This is a genomic window from Pseudodesulfovibrio alkaliphilus (genome assembly GCF_009729555.1).
In the GTDB taxonomy this organism is placed as follows: Bacteria; Desulfobacterota; Desulfovibrionia; order Desulfovibrionales; family Desulfovibrionaceae; genus Pseudodesulfovibrio; species Pseudodesulfovibrio alkaliphilus.
The window spans coordinates 160978-177084 of the sequence record NZ_WODC01000004.1 but is presented as its reverse complement, the minus strand read 5'-3'; the positions used below and the strand labels follow the sequence as shown (position 1 = coordinate 177084).

15 protein-coding genes are annotated in these 16107 nt (G+C 65.0%); 7 read left to right on the top strand and 8 right to left on the bottom strand.

Translation table 11 applies throughout. The features are described 5' to 3' along the window. Positions 1-6: 6 nt before the first annotated feature. From GKC30_RS07910 to GKC30_RS07895, 4 genes are all read right to left on the bottom strand, one after another. Positions 7-228, bottom strand: a complete 222-nt coding sequence (locus GKC30_RS07910) for a helix-turn-helix domain-containing protein (protein WP_155933804.1) — start codon at positions 226-228, stop codon at positions 7-9. A 6-nt stretch (positions 229-234) separates the two neighbouring features. Next, positions 235-780: a DUF2975 domain-containing protein gene (locus GKC30_RS15010; protein WP_155933803.1), complete on the bottom strand. Its 546-nt coding sequence runs from the start codon at positions 778-780 to the stop codon at positions 235-237. Between the two features lie 252 nt (positions 781-1032). Next, on the bottom strand, positions 1033-1779 hold the full coding sequence (locus GKC30_RS07900) for an SAM-dependent methyltransferase (RefSeq protein ID WP_155933801.1): 747 nt from the start codon (positions 1777-1779) through the stop codon (positions 1033-1035). Between the two features lie 246 nt (positions 1780-2025). Further along, positions 2026-2298 carry a CD3324 family protein gene (locus GKC30_RS07895; protein ID WP_155933799.1) on the bottom strand — a complete coding sequence of 91 codons (273 nt, stop codon included), beginning with the start codon at positions 2296-2298 and terminating at the stop codon, positions 2026-2028. A gap of 343 nt (positions 2299-2641) precedes the next feature. On the opposite strand from GKC30_RS07895, the gene GKC30_RS07890 reads away from it, so the two are divergent. Then, complete coding sequence (locus GKC30_RS07890) at positions 2642-3289, top strand: LysE family translocator (RefSeq protein ID WP_155933797.1); 648 nt, start codon at positions 2642-2644, stop codon at positions 3287-3289. 146 nt (positions 3290-3435) lie between these two features. On the opposite strand, the gene rbp is transcribed toward GKC30_RS07890, so the two are convergent. After that, the gene (gene rbp / locus GKC30_RS07885; protein WP_155933795.1) at positions 3436-3696 is read right to left on the bottom strand and encodes an RNA-binding regulator; all 261 of its coding nucleotides are present in this window, start codon (positions 3694-3696) and stop codon (positions 3436-3438) included. A 314-nt stretch (positions 3697-4010) separates the two neighbouring features. Here rbp and GKC30_RS07880 point away from each other — a divergent pair, with 314 nt between their 5' ends. From GKC30_RS07880 to GKC30_RS07865, 4 genes are all read left to right on the top strand, one after another. After that, positions 4011-4292 carry a hypothetical protein gene (locus tag GKC30_RS07880; protein ID WP_155933793.1) on the top strand — a complete coding sequence of 94 codons (282 nt, stop codon included), beginning with the start codon at positions 4011-4013 and terminating at the stop codon, positions 4290-4292. A 26-nt stretch (positions 4293-4318) separates the two neighbouring features. After that, positions 4319-5227, top strand: a complete 909-nt coding sequence (locus GKC30_RS07875; protein WP_231117085.1) for a deoxyribonuclease IV — start codon at positions 4319-4321, stop codon at positions 5225-5227. Then, entirely contained in the window at positions 5224-5892 is a 669-nt protein-coding gene (locus GKC30_RS07870) for an HAD family hydrolase (protein WP_155933791.1), read from the top strand. Before GKC30_RS07875 ends, GKC30_RS07870 begins: the two co-directional genes overlap by 4 nt. Positions 5893-6059: 167 nt before the next feature. After that, positions 6060-8027, top strand: a complete 1968-nt coding sequence (locus GKC30_RS07865) for a methyl-accepting chemotaxis protein (RefSeq protein ID WP_155933789.1) — start codon at positions 6060-6062, stop codon at positions 8025-8027. A gap of 82 nt (positions 8028-8109) precedes the next feature. Here the strand turns inward: GKC30_RS07865 and GKC30_RS07860 are convergent, their stop codons facing one another. Beyond that, positions 8110-11019, bottom strand: a complete 2910-nt coding sequence (locus tag GKC30_RS07860; protein ID WP_155933787.1) for an insulinase family protein — start codon at positions 11017-11019, stop codon at positions 8110-8112. A gap of 243 nt (positions 11020-11262) precedes the next feature. Here GKC30_RS07860 and GKC30_RS07855 point away from each other — a divergent pair, with 243 nt between their 5' ends. Next, on the top strand, positions 11263-11901 hold the full coding sequence (locus GKC30_RS07855) for a peroxiredoxin (RefSeq protein ID WP_155933785.1): 639 nt from the start codon (positions 11263-11265) through the stop codon (positions 11899-11901). A 99-nt stretch (positions 11902-12000) separates the two neighbouring features. Here the strand turns inward: GKC30_RS07855 and GKC30_RS07850 are convergent, their stop codons facing one another. Continuing rightward, on the bottom strand, positions 12001-13167 hold the full coding sequence (locus GKC30_RS07850; RefSeq protein ID WP_155933783.1) for a geranylgeranyl reductase family protein: 1167 nt from the start codon (positions 13165-13167) through the stop codon (positions 12001-12003). Positions 13168-13313: 146 nt separating this feature from the next. On the opposite strand from GKC30_RS07850, the gene GKC30_RS07845 reads away from it, so the two are divergent. Next, the gene (locus GKC30_RS07845) at positions 13314-13799 is read left to right on the top strand and encodes a hypothetical protein (RefSeq protein ID WP_155933781.1); all 486 of its coding nucleotides are present in this window, start codon (positions 13314-13316) and stop codon (positions 13797-13799) included. A gap of 106 nt (positions 13800-13905) precedes the next feature. Here GKC30_RS07845 and GKC30_RS07840 read toward each other — a convergent pair whose 3' ends face one another. Further along, entirely contained in the window at positions 13906-15591 is a 1686-nt protein-coding gene (locus GKC30_RS07840) for an NAD+ synthase (RefSeq protein WP_155933779.1), read from the bottom strand. Between the last annotated feature and the right edge of the window lie 516 nt (positions 15592-16107).

Sequence of the window (16107 nt, the reverse complement as noted above, 5' to 3'; positions counted from 1 at the left end):
GGCGGACTACCCGGCCTTGCCCGCGTCATCCTCAAAGGTCAGGATGTCTCCCGGCTGGCAGTCCAGGGCGCGGCAGATGGCGTCCAGGGTGGAGAAGCGCACGGCCCTGGCCTTGCCCGTCTTGAGGATGGACAGGTTCTGCTGGGTGATGCCCACGGTGGTCGCCAGCTCCTTGGAAGACATCTTCCGCCTTGCCAGCATCACGTCGAGATTGATGTGTATGGTCATGACTTCCTAGACCGTCAGGCGTTGCTCTTCCTGAAGTTTTCGGCCCTCATCCATGACCTTGGAGATGAGGATGATCATCAGGCCGACCACGATCAGGGTCACGTTGCTGTCTTCGATGGCGAGTGTGACCATGCGCTCGCCCTCAGGATTGTGCGCGGTCAGGGCCAGGGTCTGCAGGGCTCCGGCGGGCAGGGCCAGTATCTGCTGCGCCATGAGCGCCCAGCCGATATCGCGAAGGCGGGCGACGTTCGTCTTTTCAAAGAAGGCTCCGGCAGCGTAGAGGTCGAAAAGCCGCCACAGGGACCGATACGCATACATGACCGCCGCACCGGGCAGCATGGCCGCGCCAAAGCAGGCCAGCCGCTGCCATGTTCCCAGAGGGGCGTCCGCCGAAACAAGCCCGGCCCTTTTGAAGGCATCCAGCTCCAGCCATTGGCCCCCTGCTCCGGGATCGGCGACCAGCCACACGGCCAAGACGCCTATCGGATACAGGATGAAGAGAGCGCGAAAGAGCAGAGCGAATCGTTTGCTTGGTCTTTGAATGGTGTTCACAACCACCTCCTTGCTGTTTAACGATGTTGTATTGTCGTTAATCAATAATTTTTTGTTGAGTGTCAAGAAAAAACATGGCTTCTGTGTCCGCTGTCGGATAGTGGGAAGCCGGGCAGGGAGGGGGCTGGATTGCGTCAGGGGAGGCTGGGCGGGGCGGATGTGCGAAATCGCATCCTCAACGATGGGGCGGCGGTTTCGTCAAGGAGAGGTTCTCCCGCCGCCGCCCCGCATCATCCGGCTATCATTGGGCAATCAGCGGGCCATCAGCGCGAACACGCCCCACCCGAGGTATTCGCGGGTGTAGGCGGCGTAGCGTTTTGGTTCCGAGGTCAGTTTGGCCCGAACGTCATTGGCAAAGTCGTCGCCTGGGTTTGCGTCAAGCCATCGGCGCATGGTAAGCCATTTGGCCGCCTCGTACCTGTCCCAGCCGTCCTGGTCTGCCAGAACCATTTCCACAACATCATAGCCAAGGCCGTCGAAAGACGCGAGCAGGTCGGGAAGCATGAGAAAGTCGGCAAGAGCCCCGGCATCACACCTCTTGGCAAATTCATCCGTCGGCGGCATTCGCAGCCAGTAGGGTTCGCCGATGAGGATGATTCCCCCGGCGCAGAGGCTCTTGGCCAGAAGCTCTATGGTTCCGGCGACTCCCCCCCCGATCCATGTGGCACCCAGACAGGCTGCCACTCCGACCTTATGGTCCGCAACGTAGCCGGCGGCGTCGCCGTGAATGAACTCAACCCGATCGGCGACCCCGAGTTCTTCAGCGCGCAGTTTCGCTTGCCCGGAGAACAATCGGCTCAGGTCGATGCCGACGCCGCTGATTCCGTGATCGCGTGCCCAGGTGCACAGCATCTCGCCCGAGCCGCTGCCGAGGTCGAGCAGACGAATCCCCGGCTCCAGGCGCAACGCCGCGCCGAGTGTGGCGAGTTTTTCCGGCGTGAACGGGTTGTGGATGCGGTGTGCGCTCTCGCTGATGGTGAAGATGCGTGGGATGTCCAATGCAGAAGCTCCTGTTGAGGGTTGTTGTTTGAATCGCCTTTTTCGAAATGCCGCCCTTGTGCCGAAAGATCCTTGGGAACACGCTCTGCCAAGAGCCGCAATCAGCCGAAGAGGCAGACACTGTTTCCGTATATACGGGGGAATCGGCCAATCGTGTGTGACGATACTACGCGCAGGCGCAGTGTGCATGCTCTTCTTTGGTTCAGAAAAGAAAAAGCGCCCCGATCAAAGTCGGGGCGCCATGGGTTAGCCGGTTTTTTCGGCATTGATGATTTTGTATATAGCCTTTTCTGACAAGAGGAAATGCTCGGCCAATTGGGCAACAGTGCAACCAGCCAATCGTCTGGACAGAATTTCTCTGTTTCGTGCCCGCAGTGTCTCTCTTGTCTGCGTATTTGCACCCCACGACAGCTTGTTTTCTTCCTTGCGCGGGATGTAAATATATTCACCGTCTATATACTGCTGCACAGCACTCAAAAGATTGTGCGGCAGGATGTCGACTGCTTTTTTATAGCTCATTATGCTCCTCCTGTTGTTGAATCAGGATTGAGCAAGAGCTATTGCAGAGAGGTTACGTTTTTATGCAATAGCCCTTGCTAAGCATAACGCACAGAATCCAAATGCGTAAACATCAAGTCTCCTTGGTGGTGGTTTTGGAAAAAATATGGGTTTCAGGTGGACTTGTCAATGAATGCGGTGCCGTTGCCGGTGAAGGGTGAGGGTTGCCGTCAGGGGGCGAGGGAGACATGCCGCCATTTGTTTGCGCCTTCTGTCCAGGGTCTTGACTTGCGCCCCTGCCCGGGCGTAGCCCGGAGTGACCGCGCCTGACGGCAGGGGCGGCAAACCGTCACAAGGGGCATCCATGCTGGGCGTTCACGATCTTGCGCTTTTCATCGTCTCCGGCCTGTTGCTGAACATCACTCCGGGCCAGGATGTGGCCTATATCGTCAGCCGCAGCGCGGCCCACGGGTTGCGCGACGGGAGCGTGGCCGCTCTGGGCATCGGGGCCGGGTGTTTTGTCCATGTGTTTGCGGCCGCCCTCGGGCTGTCGGCCATCCTGGCCACCTCGGCCACGGCCTTTCTGGTGGTCAAGCTGGCTGGCGCGGCCTATCTGGTGTGGATCGGCGCTGGCATGCTCCTTGGCCGGGGCAACGGCCGGAGCGCTGCAGGCGGCCAGGCCCGCGGAAGCGCCAGGCTGGCCCGGGCCTCTGCCCGCAAGGTCTTCACCCAGGGGTTTCTGACCAACGCCCTCAATCCCAAGGTGGCCCTCTTCTTTCTGGCCTTCCTGCCCCAGTTCGTGGATGCCGGGGCCGGGTCCAGGCCCCTGGCCTTTTTGCTGCTGGGCGTGATTTTCACGGTCAATGGCACACTCGTCAACCTGCTCTGGGCGTGGTCCGCGGCCCGGCTCTCCACCATGCTCGGCGGCGGCGGGCGCTTCGGCGTCTGGATCAAGCGGGCGGTGGGTGCGCTTTTTGTCGGGTTTGGCGTGCGTCTGGCCCTGGCCGATTGACGGGGTTGCGTCCTTGGCGGGCGGGGGAGGCGGCGGAATGTGCGGGAATGGTTGCACTGTACGCTCGGCGCAACTGAAGACCCGGTCCGTGGGCCGGAAGCCGCCTCCTGGGGCGGGGTGCGAACCGGGCGGAAGCCGGTGCGCGGCTAGCGGCGGGGGCGGGGTTCTCTGGGCCGCGCTTCGTTGACCTTAAGGGTCCGTCCGCCCATGTCCTTGCCGTCCAGGGCCTCAATGGCCGCCAGAGCGTCGGCGTCGTCCATCTCCACGAAGCCGAAGCCCCGGAACCGGCCGGTCTCGCGGTCCTCCACCAGTTTTACGGACACGACGCGGCCATGGGCACCGAAGAGGTCGCGGATGTCGTTCTCGGTAACGCTGAAGGGAATGTTGCCGACATAAATGCTTTTCATTGCAAGAGGCTCCAAATGAAATGGGAATCCGGCGGTGAGGCTCGCCCGCCGGGATTGCCCGGCGGGCGGCCGCCCCGCGCCAATGCCAGCTCATGCTTTCGGTCCGCCCAAGGCGCAGCGGTGGGCGCACGAGTAATTCTGCCGTTACGCCAGGGCGGAAATTTCGTCAACCCAATTCCCGTTTTTCCAGCGGTTCTTTCCGGTTATGGCGGCCGGTTGGGCACTGCGGGGCGCCCCTTGCCCTTTGCCCATTACCTATGTAGAGGTAGACCCCTGCCGCCCCCAGGGGCGAGCACCATCGCAAGGAGCAGTGCATGGCATCCACCGTTGAAGAGATCACCATCAATTATTCCGAGGATAACCAGCTCATCGTCAAGGAGCTGGACAAGGTTGTCCTGTCCAAGGGCGCCTGGGCCACCATCGTTTTCCGCTACCAGGAATTCAACCGCGCCAAGGGCGAATACGGCCCGGAGAAATTCTCCATCCGCCGCTACCAGAAGGTGGACGGCTCCTACCGGCCCAAGTCCAAGTTCAACATTTCCAGCCAGGCCCAGGCCCAGAAGATCGTCGAGGCCTTGAGCGCCTGGATCGACTAGCCGGGCAGACCGGAGTCCCCCGGCGGATGACGATGCAGACTCTGACCGACGGCGCTTCGGCGCAGCCCGGCGGCCCGCTGGGGGCGCACATGTCCATCGCCGGGGGGCTGCACATGGCCTTTGTCCACATCGGGGCCGTGGGCGGGACGGCCCTGCAGCTGTTCACCCGCAATCAGCGCCAGTGGCGCATCCCCGAGCTTTCGGCCCTTGACGCGGCCCTCTTTGCCGAGGCATGGGCCCAGTGGGGGGAGTATCCCGTTGCCGCCCACGACTCCTACCTGATCAACCTGGCCTCGCCAGACCCGGAACTGCAGGAGCGCTCCCTGGTCGCCTTTGCCGAGGAGCTGCGGCGCGTGGAAACCCTGCGGATACCGTATCTCGTCACCCATCCCGGCTCCCACCTGGGCCAGGGTGTGGAGACGGGCATCGCCCGATACGCCGAGGCCCTGGACCGGGCCTTGGAGCGTTCGGCCACGAGCCGGGCCATGGTCCTGCTGGAGACCACGGCCGGCCAGGGCACCAACCTCGGGGCGAGCTTCGAGGAGCTGGCCCGGATCATGGAGCGCTCGGGCCATGCGAATCGGCTCGGCGTGTGTTACGACACCTGCCATACCTTTGCCGCGGGCTACGACATCCGCACTCCCGAGGCATACGCTGCCACCTTCGATCATTTCGACCGGGTCATCGGGCTTGACCGGATCAGGTTCTTTCACCTCAATGACACCCGGACCGGCCTGGGCGAGCGCAAGGACCGGCACGAACACATCGGACAGGGGGAGATCGGTCTTGCGGGTTTCGGCCTGCTCATGCGTGATCCCCGTTTTGCCTCGGTGTCCAAGGTGCTGGAAACGCCCAAGGAAACGGATCTGGCCGACGACGTGCGCAACCTTGCCATCCTGCGCGGACTGGCCGGGGGCGACGGGGGGCGGCCATGAGCCGGCTGGAGGCCATCGTCTTTGACTTTGACGGCACCCTGGCCGAGCTGACCCTTGATTTCGACCTGATGAAGCGCAAGATCGCGGCCCTGGGCGAGGTGTTCCTCGGCGAGCGGCCCGAGCCGGACGGCACCCCCGCCCTGGAGTGGCTCGATCAACTGGTGGCCCGGACCATGGCGATGGACCGTGACGAGGGGCTGGAGTTCGCCTCCCGCGGCAGGCTGGTCCTGGCGGCCATGGAGCTGGACGCGGCCCGCGAGGGGCGGCTCTTTCCATTCACCCGTCCCGCCCTGGCCCTGCTGCGCGATCGGGGCGTGGCCACCGGAGTCATCACCCGCAACATCTCTGCCGCAGTGCGCCTCGTGTTCCCGGAGATCGAGACCGAGGTCGGGGTCTTCCTGGCCCGTGAGGCGGCGGTGCGCGTCAAGCCGGACCCGGCCCATCTGATGCAGGCCCTTGAGCGGCTGGGCGCGAATCCGGCCCGGACCCTGATGGTGGGCGACCACCCCATGGATGTGGAGACAGGCCGACGCGCTGGCGCCCTGTGCGCCGCCGTGACCAGCGGCCGCCAGGGGGCCGATGCCTTTGCCGCCATGGAGCCTGAGTTCATCGCCCCGGACGTGGGCGCCCTCCTGCCCCTGCTCGACAAAGCCGGACTGATCTGACCCCAGCCCCTTCCCGCGGACTCCGGGGCCGTACGGGTGTGGCGAATGGGCGACGATTGTCAGCCGTGACATGATTTATACTGTTCGCGTCGGAGCGGATGCGCTACACCTGCGCTGTCGGGCGGGCCGACCTTTCCCGCCCCCAAGGTCCACACAGGAGGGAAGTCATGCGTTTTCAGGACTGGAGCCTCAAGCTCAAGATACTGTTGCCCACATTTCTGATTGTTGCCCTGGTGCTGACCGTCAGCACCTGGATAATGACTGACAAGTCGCGCTCCCTGGCCGTGGAGCAGGCCGAGGCCCTGGCCGGGAACATGGCCCGTAGCTACAGCCTGGACGTGGGCCAGACCCTGGGCCGGGCCATGGACGTGACCCGGACCCTGGCCGCCATGTTTGAGGAGGGGGCCAACTATCCGACCATCCCTGACCGGGAGTATCTCGACGGGGTGCTCAAGAAAACGCTCACCGCCAACCCGGAGCTGTCCGGGGCGTGGTGCACCTTTTTGCCCGGCCGGTTCGATGATCGGGAGGAAGAGTACGCCGACGTGTACAAGGGCGCCTACCGCAACTGGTACCATATCGTGGACGGGCAGGTGCGCGATAGCTTCGTCGGGACCGAAGGCATCAGCGGCGACTGGTTCGACATCCCCATGGCGGGCAATGTGGAGACCATCACCAAGCCCTATCCCTGGGAGGCCGACGGCAGCACCTTCTGGCTCAGTTCCACCGGCCATCCGGTGAAAAAGGGCGGCACCAACATTGGTGTGGTGGGCGTGGATTTCTACCTGACCGATCTTCAGAAGATGGTCGAGTCCATCCGGGTGTTCGAAACGGGCTACGCCTTTTTGCTGGCTAATGACGGCACCTTTCTCGCCCATCGAAACAGGGACTATATTGGCAAGAATATAGGCGATTTCCAGACGCCGGAAGTTCGTCAGAAGTTGCTGGACGCCATCAGAAGCGGTCGCCCCTTCTCCGATGTCAAGCTTTCGGCCGCCACTGGCGCGGAAAGCTACTACTCCTACCAGCCCATTCGCATCGGCAGGACGACCACGCCGTGGAGCCTGGCCGTGACCGTGCCTCTGGACACGGTGCGGGCCGAGGCCAACGCCATCGCCTGGACCAGCGCGGGCATCGGCGTGGCGGCCATGGTCATACTCTTCGTGGTGCTCTATGTGATCGCCAACATCATCACCCGCCCGGTGGCCCAGGGCATCGAATTCGCCATGAGTCTGGCCGGGGGCGACCTGACCCGCGAGATGAACGTGTACCAGAAGGACGAGGTGGGCAAACTGGCCGACGCCCTGCGGACCATGTCGGGCCGGTTGCGCGAGGTCATAGGCAGCGTCCTGGCGGCCACGAACAACGTGGCCACAGGCAGCGAGGAGCTTTCGGCCTCGTCCCAGAACCTGTCCCAGGGGGCCACGGAGCAGGCCAGCGCCGTGGAGGAGGTGGCCGCCTCCATGGAACAGATGGCGGCCAATGTGCAGGGCAACGCGGAGAGCGCGGCAAACACCCGCGAGATGGCCACCAGGGCGGCGCGGGACGCTGAGGAGAGCGGGCAGGCCGTGGCTCAGGCCATGGGAGCCATGACCGACATCGCCGAGAAGATTTCCGTCATCGAGGAGATAGCCCGGCAGACCAACCTGCTGGCGCTCAACGCGGCCATTGAGGCAGCCAGGGCCGGGGAGCACGGCAAGGGGTTCGCCGTGGTGGCGGCAGAGGTGCGCAAGCTGGCCGAGCGTAGCGGACAGGCCGCGGCCGAGATCAGCGAGCTTTCCACCGCCACTGCCCGCGTGGCCCGCGACGCGGGAACCAAGCTCGACAAGCTCGTGCCCGACATTCGCGAGACCGCCCGGCTCATCGAGAACATCGCCGTGGCCAGCAATGAGCAGAATGCGGGCATGGCCCAGATCAGTGCGGCCGTGCAGCAGCTCGACATGGTCATTCAGCAGAACGCGGCCGCATCCGAGGAGGTTTCCTCCACCTCGGAGAGTCTTGCCGCCGAGGCAGTGCAGTTGCAGCAGTCCGTGGCCTTTTTCCGCGTTGATCGGGGCAGTGGCGGCCAGCGTCCGGCGCGACCCCGGGCGCTGCCCGGTCCGGCAGGGGAGGACGGCGGGTTCGAGCGGTATTGATCCGTTGTCGGGCGAATCCGACAGAAGACGGCCCGGCGCACCAGAGTGCGCCGGGCCGTTGTTTTTTTTGTGAGCCCCGGGGCTACAGCACCCGGGTGATGTCCAGGTTCAGGCCCGAGGCGGCCATGGCTTCCTCGTCGCCCAGGACGCAGACAGCGCCGTGGGCGGCGTTGGTACGCACCGCCTTGGCGAATTCGGTGAAATCCCGGAGCGATGTGCCCAGGGTCTGCTCGCGCAGGGTTTGAAGGTAGGCGTCGGTCTGGCCGGTCAGGTGGCGGACCAGTGCGGTGAAGCCCTTGGCATCGGGCAGCTGGTAGGCGTCCAGCTCGCCGATGGCCCCGACAATGGTTTTTTCCAATTCGTCCCTGGAGAGGTCGAGGCGCTCCAGGTAGTCGGCGGCAGCGTCAAAGGCGTCCAGAGTGGCCGCGAGGTTGGGGTCGCGGTAGGAGACAAAGGCAATGCCGCCGCCCACCCGGTCAATGAGGGAGAAGGCGCCGTAGGCCCCTCCCTGCACGCGGACCTTCTCCCAGAGGTAGCCGGTGCGCAGCAGCTTGTTCACGGCCAGGGCCGCGCCGGAGAAGGACAGGCCGTGCCCGGTCACGCTCACGCCCTTGCCCACGTAGTTGACCTGGGCCGGAATGGCCAGCCCTTCGCGGCCGGACAGGGTCAGGGGCCCGCGTTCGGCCTCGGCCGCCCGCGTGTCGGGCAGGGCGTCAACCACAGGGACCAGGGCGGATTCGCACCGGGCCAGGAGGTCGGCGTCCATGGTGGCGTTGACGACCAGTCCGGGGCGGGCGATCAGCAGTCCGCGCAGCCGTTCCAGGTCGCGGGCCACGGTGTCGAAATCCGTGTCCACCCGCGCTTCGAGGTCGCGCAGGAAGAGCAGCCCGGTCACGCCGGACATGCGCTCCTCCATGGCGTGGGCCGCGTGGGTACGGGCGCGCAGCCGGGTGGCCACCACCTGATGGCCCGAGGGCACCAGCCGCTGTTCGGCCCTGGCGCGGGCCTCGGACACGATGCGGCCCACGCGCTCCCGGCTGTCCAGCCGGGCTGAGGTCAGGATCTCGGTCAGGATCTCGGCGGTTTCGGCAAATTTGTCGGTCGTGGCCTTGGCCCGGACCAGGAGCCGCGCCTCGGCCCGGTCCGATTCGAGGACCGGAGCGGTGAAGGACTGGGCCCAGATGCCGCCCGAGGTGCGGGCGATCCACTGGGAGAGGTCCACATAGTCTCGCTTGGCCGTGCCTGTCTCGGTCAGGGCGCGGCCAAGGATGGGCACCAGGGGGAGCAGCTCGTCGGGTACCACGGCGAGGTCAAAGGCGAGGTCCACATAGGCGATGCCGTTGGTGGTCAGGTCGTGGAAGAGCAGCGGCGTTGCGCCGAGGGAGCGCTCCTCGGTGGGGATGGCCTTGTGCTCTGCGGGCAGGTCGGCAAGGGACAGGCGCGGGATGCTCGCCAGGGCTTCGGGTGCGTCGGGCTCGGCCTGGAGCCGGGAAAGCTCCTCGGCCTCCGCCATGATCCGGTCGAGGTCGGACGGGGTCATGGATTCCTTGACGGCCGTGAGCCGGGCCGATTCCTCGGCGGCCACGCGCCGGGCCATCTTCCGGTCCGGCTCCAGCAGCACAGTGGTACGGTGCGGGTTGTGCAGGAAGAGCCGGGCCAGCAGCTCTTCGAAAATCCTCTCGTCCGAGGCGAGCCACCGCCTGATGTTCCCGAGGGGTTCCTCAAAGGGCAGGAGCAGCAGCGGGTCGCCTTCGCGGTCCTCGTCGTCATAGAGCCAGGTGGACAGGGCCTGGAACATCAGGGAGAGGCCGCGGGGATAGGACCCCGTGTTGTTTTCGCGCAGGTCGAACTCCACGGAGTTGACCGCCGCCTCAATGTCCCTGGGATCAATGCCGCCCTCTGCCAGCTCCTTGACGGTGTTGAAGACGATGGCCTCCACCTTGACGGCGTTGGAGGGATGGATGCCCTTGAGGCCCACCGAGAAGAACATCTGGCGGATGTCCGCCTCCAGGCCCACCCCGGCCAGGTCGTCGCCCAGGCCCGACTCCAGCAGCGCCTTGCGCAGCGGCGATGAGGGCAGGCCCACCAGGATGTGCTCCAGGATGTGCAGGGCGAGGTTGAGGTTGGGGTCCGCCGTCTCGGCCAGCAGCCAGTTGACCGTGAACATGGCCTTGTCCAGCCGCTCCGAGGCCGGATAGGGCTTGCGCAGGGCGCGGGTCTCGGTGAACCGGGGCTGCAGCGGCACCCGGCTGGCGGTCACGTCACGCGGGTCAAAGCGCGAGAACACGGCGTCGAGGATGGCGAGGCGCGTGTCCGGGTCGTCGTCGCCGTAGAAATAGGCGTAGGCGTTGGAGGGGTGGTAGTGGTCGCGGTGGAAGGCCATGAACCGCGCAAAGGTCAGGTCCGGGATGGCCGCCGGGTCGCCGCCTGAGTCCAGGCCGTAGGTCACGTCCGGGAAAAGGGACTGCTGGGAGTGCTCGTGCAGCAGGGAGTCCGGCGAGGAATAGGCGCCCTTCATCTCGTTGTAGACCACGCCCTTGTAGGTCAGGGGCTTGTCGTGCCCGGCCAGCTCCAGGTGCCAGCCTTCCTGCTTCAGGGTGTTCTCGGTCAGCCGGGGGAAGAAGACCGCGTCGAGATACACATCCACCAGGTTGTAGAAGTCGCTTTCGTTGGCGCTGGCCACCGGGTAGCAGGTCTTGTCCGGGAAGGTCAGGGCGTTGAGAAAGGTCTGCAGCGAGCCCTTGAGCAGCTCGACAAAGGGCTCGCGCACCGGGTACTTCTCGGACCCGCAGAGCACCGAGTGCTCCAGGATGTGGGCCACGCCCGTGGAGTCTTTTGGCGGGGTGCGGAAGGTGATGCCAAAGACCTTGTTCTCGTCGTCGTTGACGATGGACAGGACCCGGGCGCCGGTCCGGTCGTGGCGATACAGGTGGGCGACGGACGCCATCTCCGGGATTTCAAGCTCCCTGACCTTGGTGAAACCGTGACTCATTATGTGTGCTCTCTCTGGGTTGTCGATTGCCGGCCTTCGGCGGCCGGATGCGTGCGCCGGGGCGCGGGGGCCGCGCTTTATTCGCTGCGGCAGTCCATGCCTATACACCACAAGACCCCGAGGGGCAAAGTGCGCAATGGCCACAAAAAAGACTTGACGAAGCCGGGCCGGACGCATAGTTTGACTGAAAATAGGAATCATTCATAACATTGACACAACCTTTTGACCATATGGAGAAATACCATGAGCTGCGATTGCGAACACGACCACGATGAGATGATCCCGGAAATGGCCACTGTCGGGCAGAAGGTGCCCGCCTTTGCCATGGAGGCCTTTGATCCGGCCGAGGGAGGCTTCTGCGAGGTGGACCTCGGGGCCCTGCGCGAGCAGGGCAAGTGGACCATCCTGTTCTTCTACCCGGCGGACTTCACCTTTGTCTGCCCCACCGAACTGGCCGATCTGGCCGCCAAGCACGAGAAGCTGGCCGCGCTGGGAGCCGAGGTGATCTCCGTGTCCACGGACACCAAATACACCCACCTGGCCTGGAAGAACGACGAGCGGCTGCTGGCAGATGTGAAGTTCAAGATGGCCGCCGACACCACGGGCGAGGTCTCCCGCTTCTTTGATGTCTGGGATTATGCCAGCGGACTGGCCCTGCGCGGCACCTTCATCATCAACCCCGAAGGCGTCCTCGTCTCTTCGGAGGTCAACTTCTTCAATGTGGGCCGCAACGCCGACGAGCTGGTGCGCAAGATGGAGGCCAACGCCTACCTCATGGACCATCCCGAGCAGGCCTGCCCGGCCAAGTGGACTCCGGGCGGCAAGACCCTGACCCCGGGCGAGGGGTTGGTGGGCAAGGTGTACGAAGCCCTCAACGAATAGTTACGACCCGCACACTCTCGTAACTCCTGTTGCCAAGCGCCCCTGACGGACATCCCGTCAGGGGCGCTGTCGCGTCCGTGGCGCGGTGGCTCTGTGTTGTCATTGTTCCAGAAAACTCCAGCGCTTGCGGCGCAGCCAGGCAAAGGAGCGGAGGCCGTGGACCATCTCGGCCAGTCGGGACGGCCCTGAGTTGACGAACAGGCCCAGGGAGCGCGGCCCGGCCAGCTGCATGGACCGGAAGAGGAGCCAGCGCAGCCTGTCGGACCAACGCAGCTCGGGGAGGATGTCGCGGCGCAGTCGGTCAATGTACAGCGGGCTGGAGGCGCGACCCGAGGCCTCTGCCACGGCCTGCCCGGCATAGAGGCCGGTACACAGGGCGTAGAAGATGCCCTCGCCAAAGAGCGGTTCCACGAAACCGCCCGCGTCGCCCGCCAGCAGGGCGCGGCCGCAGGTCGGGTCGTCCAGGGCGTTGCCATAGGGCAGCGGGTGGCCCCTCAAGGGCGGAACCACCGCAGGGTCGATCTTGAGATAGTCAATAAAATCTCTAAACAAGCTGGAAAAGTTGACATTGTTGCGCCGTAGGCCGCAGATGCCCACCAGGACGCTCTCTCCTGCCGGAAAGACCCAGCCGTACCCGGCCTCAAGCAGGCCCACGTGCAGTTGCGGGCAGTCCACCGGCTCGGGCAGGGCGGACGGGGCCAGGGCCACTTCGATGGCCGGGGCCATGTTCCGGGCGAAACGAGCCTTGTCGATCCCTGGGAAGCTGTTGCGTACCACGGAGTTGGCCCCGTCCGCGCCGATGAGGGTATCCGCTTCGAGGACCGTGCCGTCGGCCAGGGTGACGCGGGCGGGGTGGGTGTCGTCCCCTGCCTTGCCCGGATCGCAGGCGGTCACTCGGGATTTGGTCTTGATTTGCGCTCCGGCCCGCTGGGCGTGTTCCAGCAGCCGGGCGTCAAACCTGGCCCGGTCCGCGAAATGGAAGGGATGGAGCAGTGCTCCCTGGGCCAGTACGCCCCGGGACGAGCGGATGACGAAGCGGTCTGAGGCATTGGTGACGATCCCGGCGGCGGTCAGATCGGCCATGGTTTCGCCGAACACGGTCTCGACGAGCCGGGCCGTCTTCCAGGTGAGCAGTCCGCCGCACAGCTTGGGTCGCGGGAAGTCCGTCTTGTCGAGCATGAGCACCGAGCGCCCTGACCGGGCCAGGGCCAGCCCGGCGGTCGCCCCGGCCGGGCCGCAGCCGCAGATGATGACATCGTGTCGCATGGTCTGTATCTCCGGGAGTTCGCCCTGTGTCGTACACCGGGCGCAGCATGTCGCGCAAGGGCTGGGACGCCGCTTTGCTAAACGGCGAAATCATAGTATGTGCATGGATCGTCGGATCGGAAAGGACCGCAACCATCGGAGAAGTCATGCACAGTCGCCAGAGCCGGGAAAAGAGCAGGGAAAAGACAAGGAATTTTCTTCTTGTGCTTCTGGCCGGCATCGTTGTGGCGATCTTTTTCAACCTCGACATGCTTCCTGAGGGCGAGACCGTGTTCGAACGCGCCGCCGACCGCAAGCTCACCTTTGCCGGAGACCTGAGCCGCAAGGATTTCACGGCCGGGGAGCGCGAGCGGATCATGGAGTTCATCAGGCGGCACGACTCCCGGCTGGCCAACGTGACCATTGAGATCACCCTTCAGGACCCCTACCGCGCAGTCACCGACACCACCGAGCTGATCTTTTCGGTGCGCATGGCCATGGCCGACGGGGGCTCGGTTTCGGCTCCCACCCGGCGCGCCCGGCGGGCGGACATTGTCTCGGCCGTGCTGGACAAGCTCGACAAGGACATCAAGGCCTACGGCATCGTTGACGACGGCAAGGGCCAGGGCCGCTCCCTGATCAACACCATGTGATGTGTCGGCCGGGTTGGTCCGCCCGGCGAAACAATCCCGCACCCGCAGGCGATCGCCAAGCATTCCTGCACCCCTTGCCCGACGAGGCGAGTGCCAATCATCCCTTTCAGATGTCGCGGCGACAGGCCAGGGGCATGCGCCAGCCCGTGCCAAAGGAGCGCGGGGTCAGCTTGATGCCCGGCGCGGCCTGGCGGCGCTTGAACTCGGCCGAGCGGACCAGCCGCAGCACCCGGTCCACGGTGGCCGGGTCGAATCCGGCCTCCACGATCTGGCGGGCCGATCGATGGCGCTCGATGTGCAGGGCCAGGATGGCGTCGAGCACGTCGTAGGGCGGCAGGGAGTCCTGGTCCTTCTGGTCCGGCCGCAGCTCGGCCGAAGGGGGCTTGGTGATGGTCGCCTCGGGGATGGCCGGGCGGATGTGGGCGTTGTGCCAGCGGGCCAGGGCAAAGACCCCGCTCTTGTCCACGTCCGAGATGACCGCGAAGCCGCCGGACATGTCGCCGTAGATGGTGCAGTAGCCCACGGCCAGCTCGCTCTTGTTGCCCGTGGTCAGGAGCATGGCCCCGCGCTTGTTGGACAGGGCCATGAGCAGGTTGCCCCGGATGCGCGACTGGATGTTCTCCTCGGTGGTGTCCTCGGGCAGCCCGGCAAAGGGGGTGGCCAGGGTCTTGGCAAAGGCGTCCATGATGGGCGCGATGGGCAGGGTCAGGGTGTCGATGCCCAGGTTGGCGGCCAGGGCCAGGGAGTCGTCCACGCTGCCCCGGCTGGAATAGGGCGAGGGCATGAGTACGCCGATGACGTTTTCCGCTCCCAGGGCCTCGACGGCCACGGCCGCGGTCACGGCCGAGTCGATGCCGCCGGAAAGGCCGAGCAGGGCCGAGGAAAAGCCGCTCTTGCGCACATAGTCGCGGGTGCCCATGACCAGGGCGCACCAGGTCTCTGCCTCGCGGCCGAAGTCGTCGGGCGCGATGGCGTCGGGCCGGGGCGCATCGAGATCGAACACAGCCACGGCGGGCGCAAAGCCCGGAGCCCGCCCCGCGAGCCTGCCGTCCGGGCCAAAGGCGCAGGAACGGCCGTCAAAGATCAGGTCGTCGTTGCCGCCGGTCTGGTTGGCATAGACCAGGGGCACGCGGTACTTGCGGGCCACGGCCCCGAGCATGTCCTCGCGAAGCCGCTGCTTGCCCAGAAACAGCGGCGAGGCCGAGAGATTGACGATGAGGTCCGGCCCGTGGGCAGCGGCCTCCTCCAGCGGATCGCGCGGGTAGGCGCGGGTCTCCCAGTAGTCCTTGTCGTTCCAGGCGTCCTCGCAGATGGTCACGGCGATGGTCCGGCCCCGGTGCGTCATGATGTTGGCACCCGGCTCCCCGTCATCGGGGCGTTGGGCGGGCGCGGGTTCGAAGTAGCGGGCCTCGTCAAAGACATCATAGGTGGGCAGCAGGGTCTTGCGAAACACGCGGCGCACCGCGCCGCCCTCGCACCAGAAGGCGCAGTTGAAGACCGGCTTGCCCAGGTTGCAGGGGTTTGGCTCCACCCCGCCCAGGAGCAGGGGCGGCCCGCCGGGCGCATCCGTCTCCAGGTTGCGGGCCAGCGCGTCCGCGGCCTCCCTGGCCCGGCGCACGAACCTGTCATACAGCAGCAGGTCGCGTGGCGGGTAGCCGGTCACGGCCAGCTCCGGGGTCAGGCACAGGTCCGCGCCCATGGCCCTGGCCTCGGCCATGCCCTGCCGGATGGCCGCGCAATTGCCGTCGATGTCGCCCACAATGGGGTTGAGCTGGAGCACACCGATTTTCATGGAGTGTAGATACGCCAAAGCGCAATTGGTAGCAACCGGGCCTCGGCCAGACGGGAGTGAGAAGAGAGTCACTCATCATGGCCGCGAAGAGTGCGCCGCCATCCTTGTTCAGGTGCGAGTCCTCGTAGTCGTATACGTCGGCGCACTTGGCTGCGCGGAGCATGTCTCGGAAAGGAACCCGACCGCGGACGATCTCTAGGAATGCCGTTTCAATGCCTTTGGAGATTCGGGTCGGGTACGCGCTATGGCCGGGTACGGTGAAGAGCGCCGCCTTGCTCCCACGCAGGCGGACTCACATAAGCTCAACTTGCCGGTCAGCTGATGTACGGTCTGGGGGTGGAAAGCAGAGCAGGCTGCACATTGTCGTAGTCACAAGTCGAGGTGGGGCGGGAGCACGGGAAGTCCGCAGAATTCTGAATTTCACTTGGTTCAGAAAACCCACGACCTCTGTACTTGGTCGCAAATGGTCAAGCAGATGTTCCCTGGCTCCTCCTGCGCCGAAGACAGTGTTTTTCT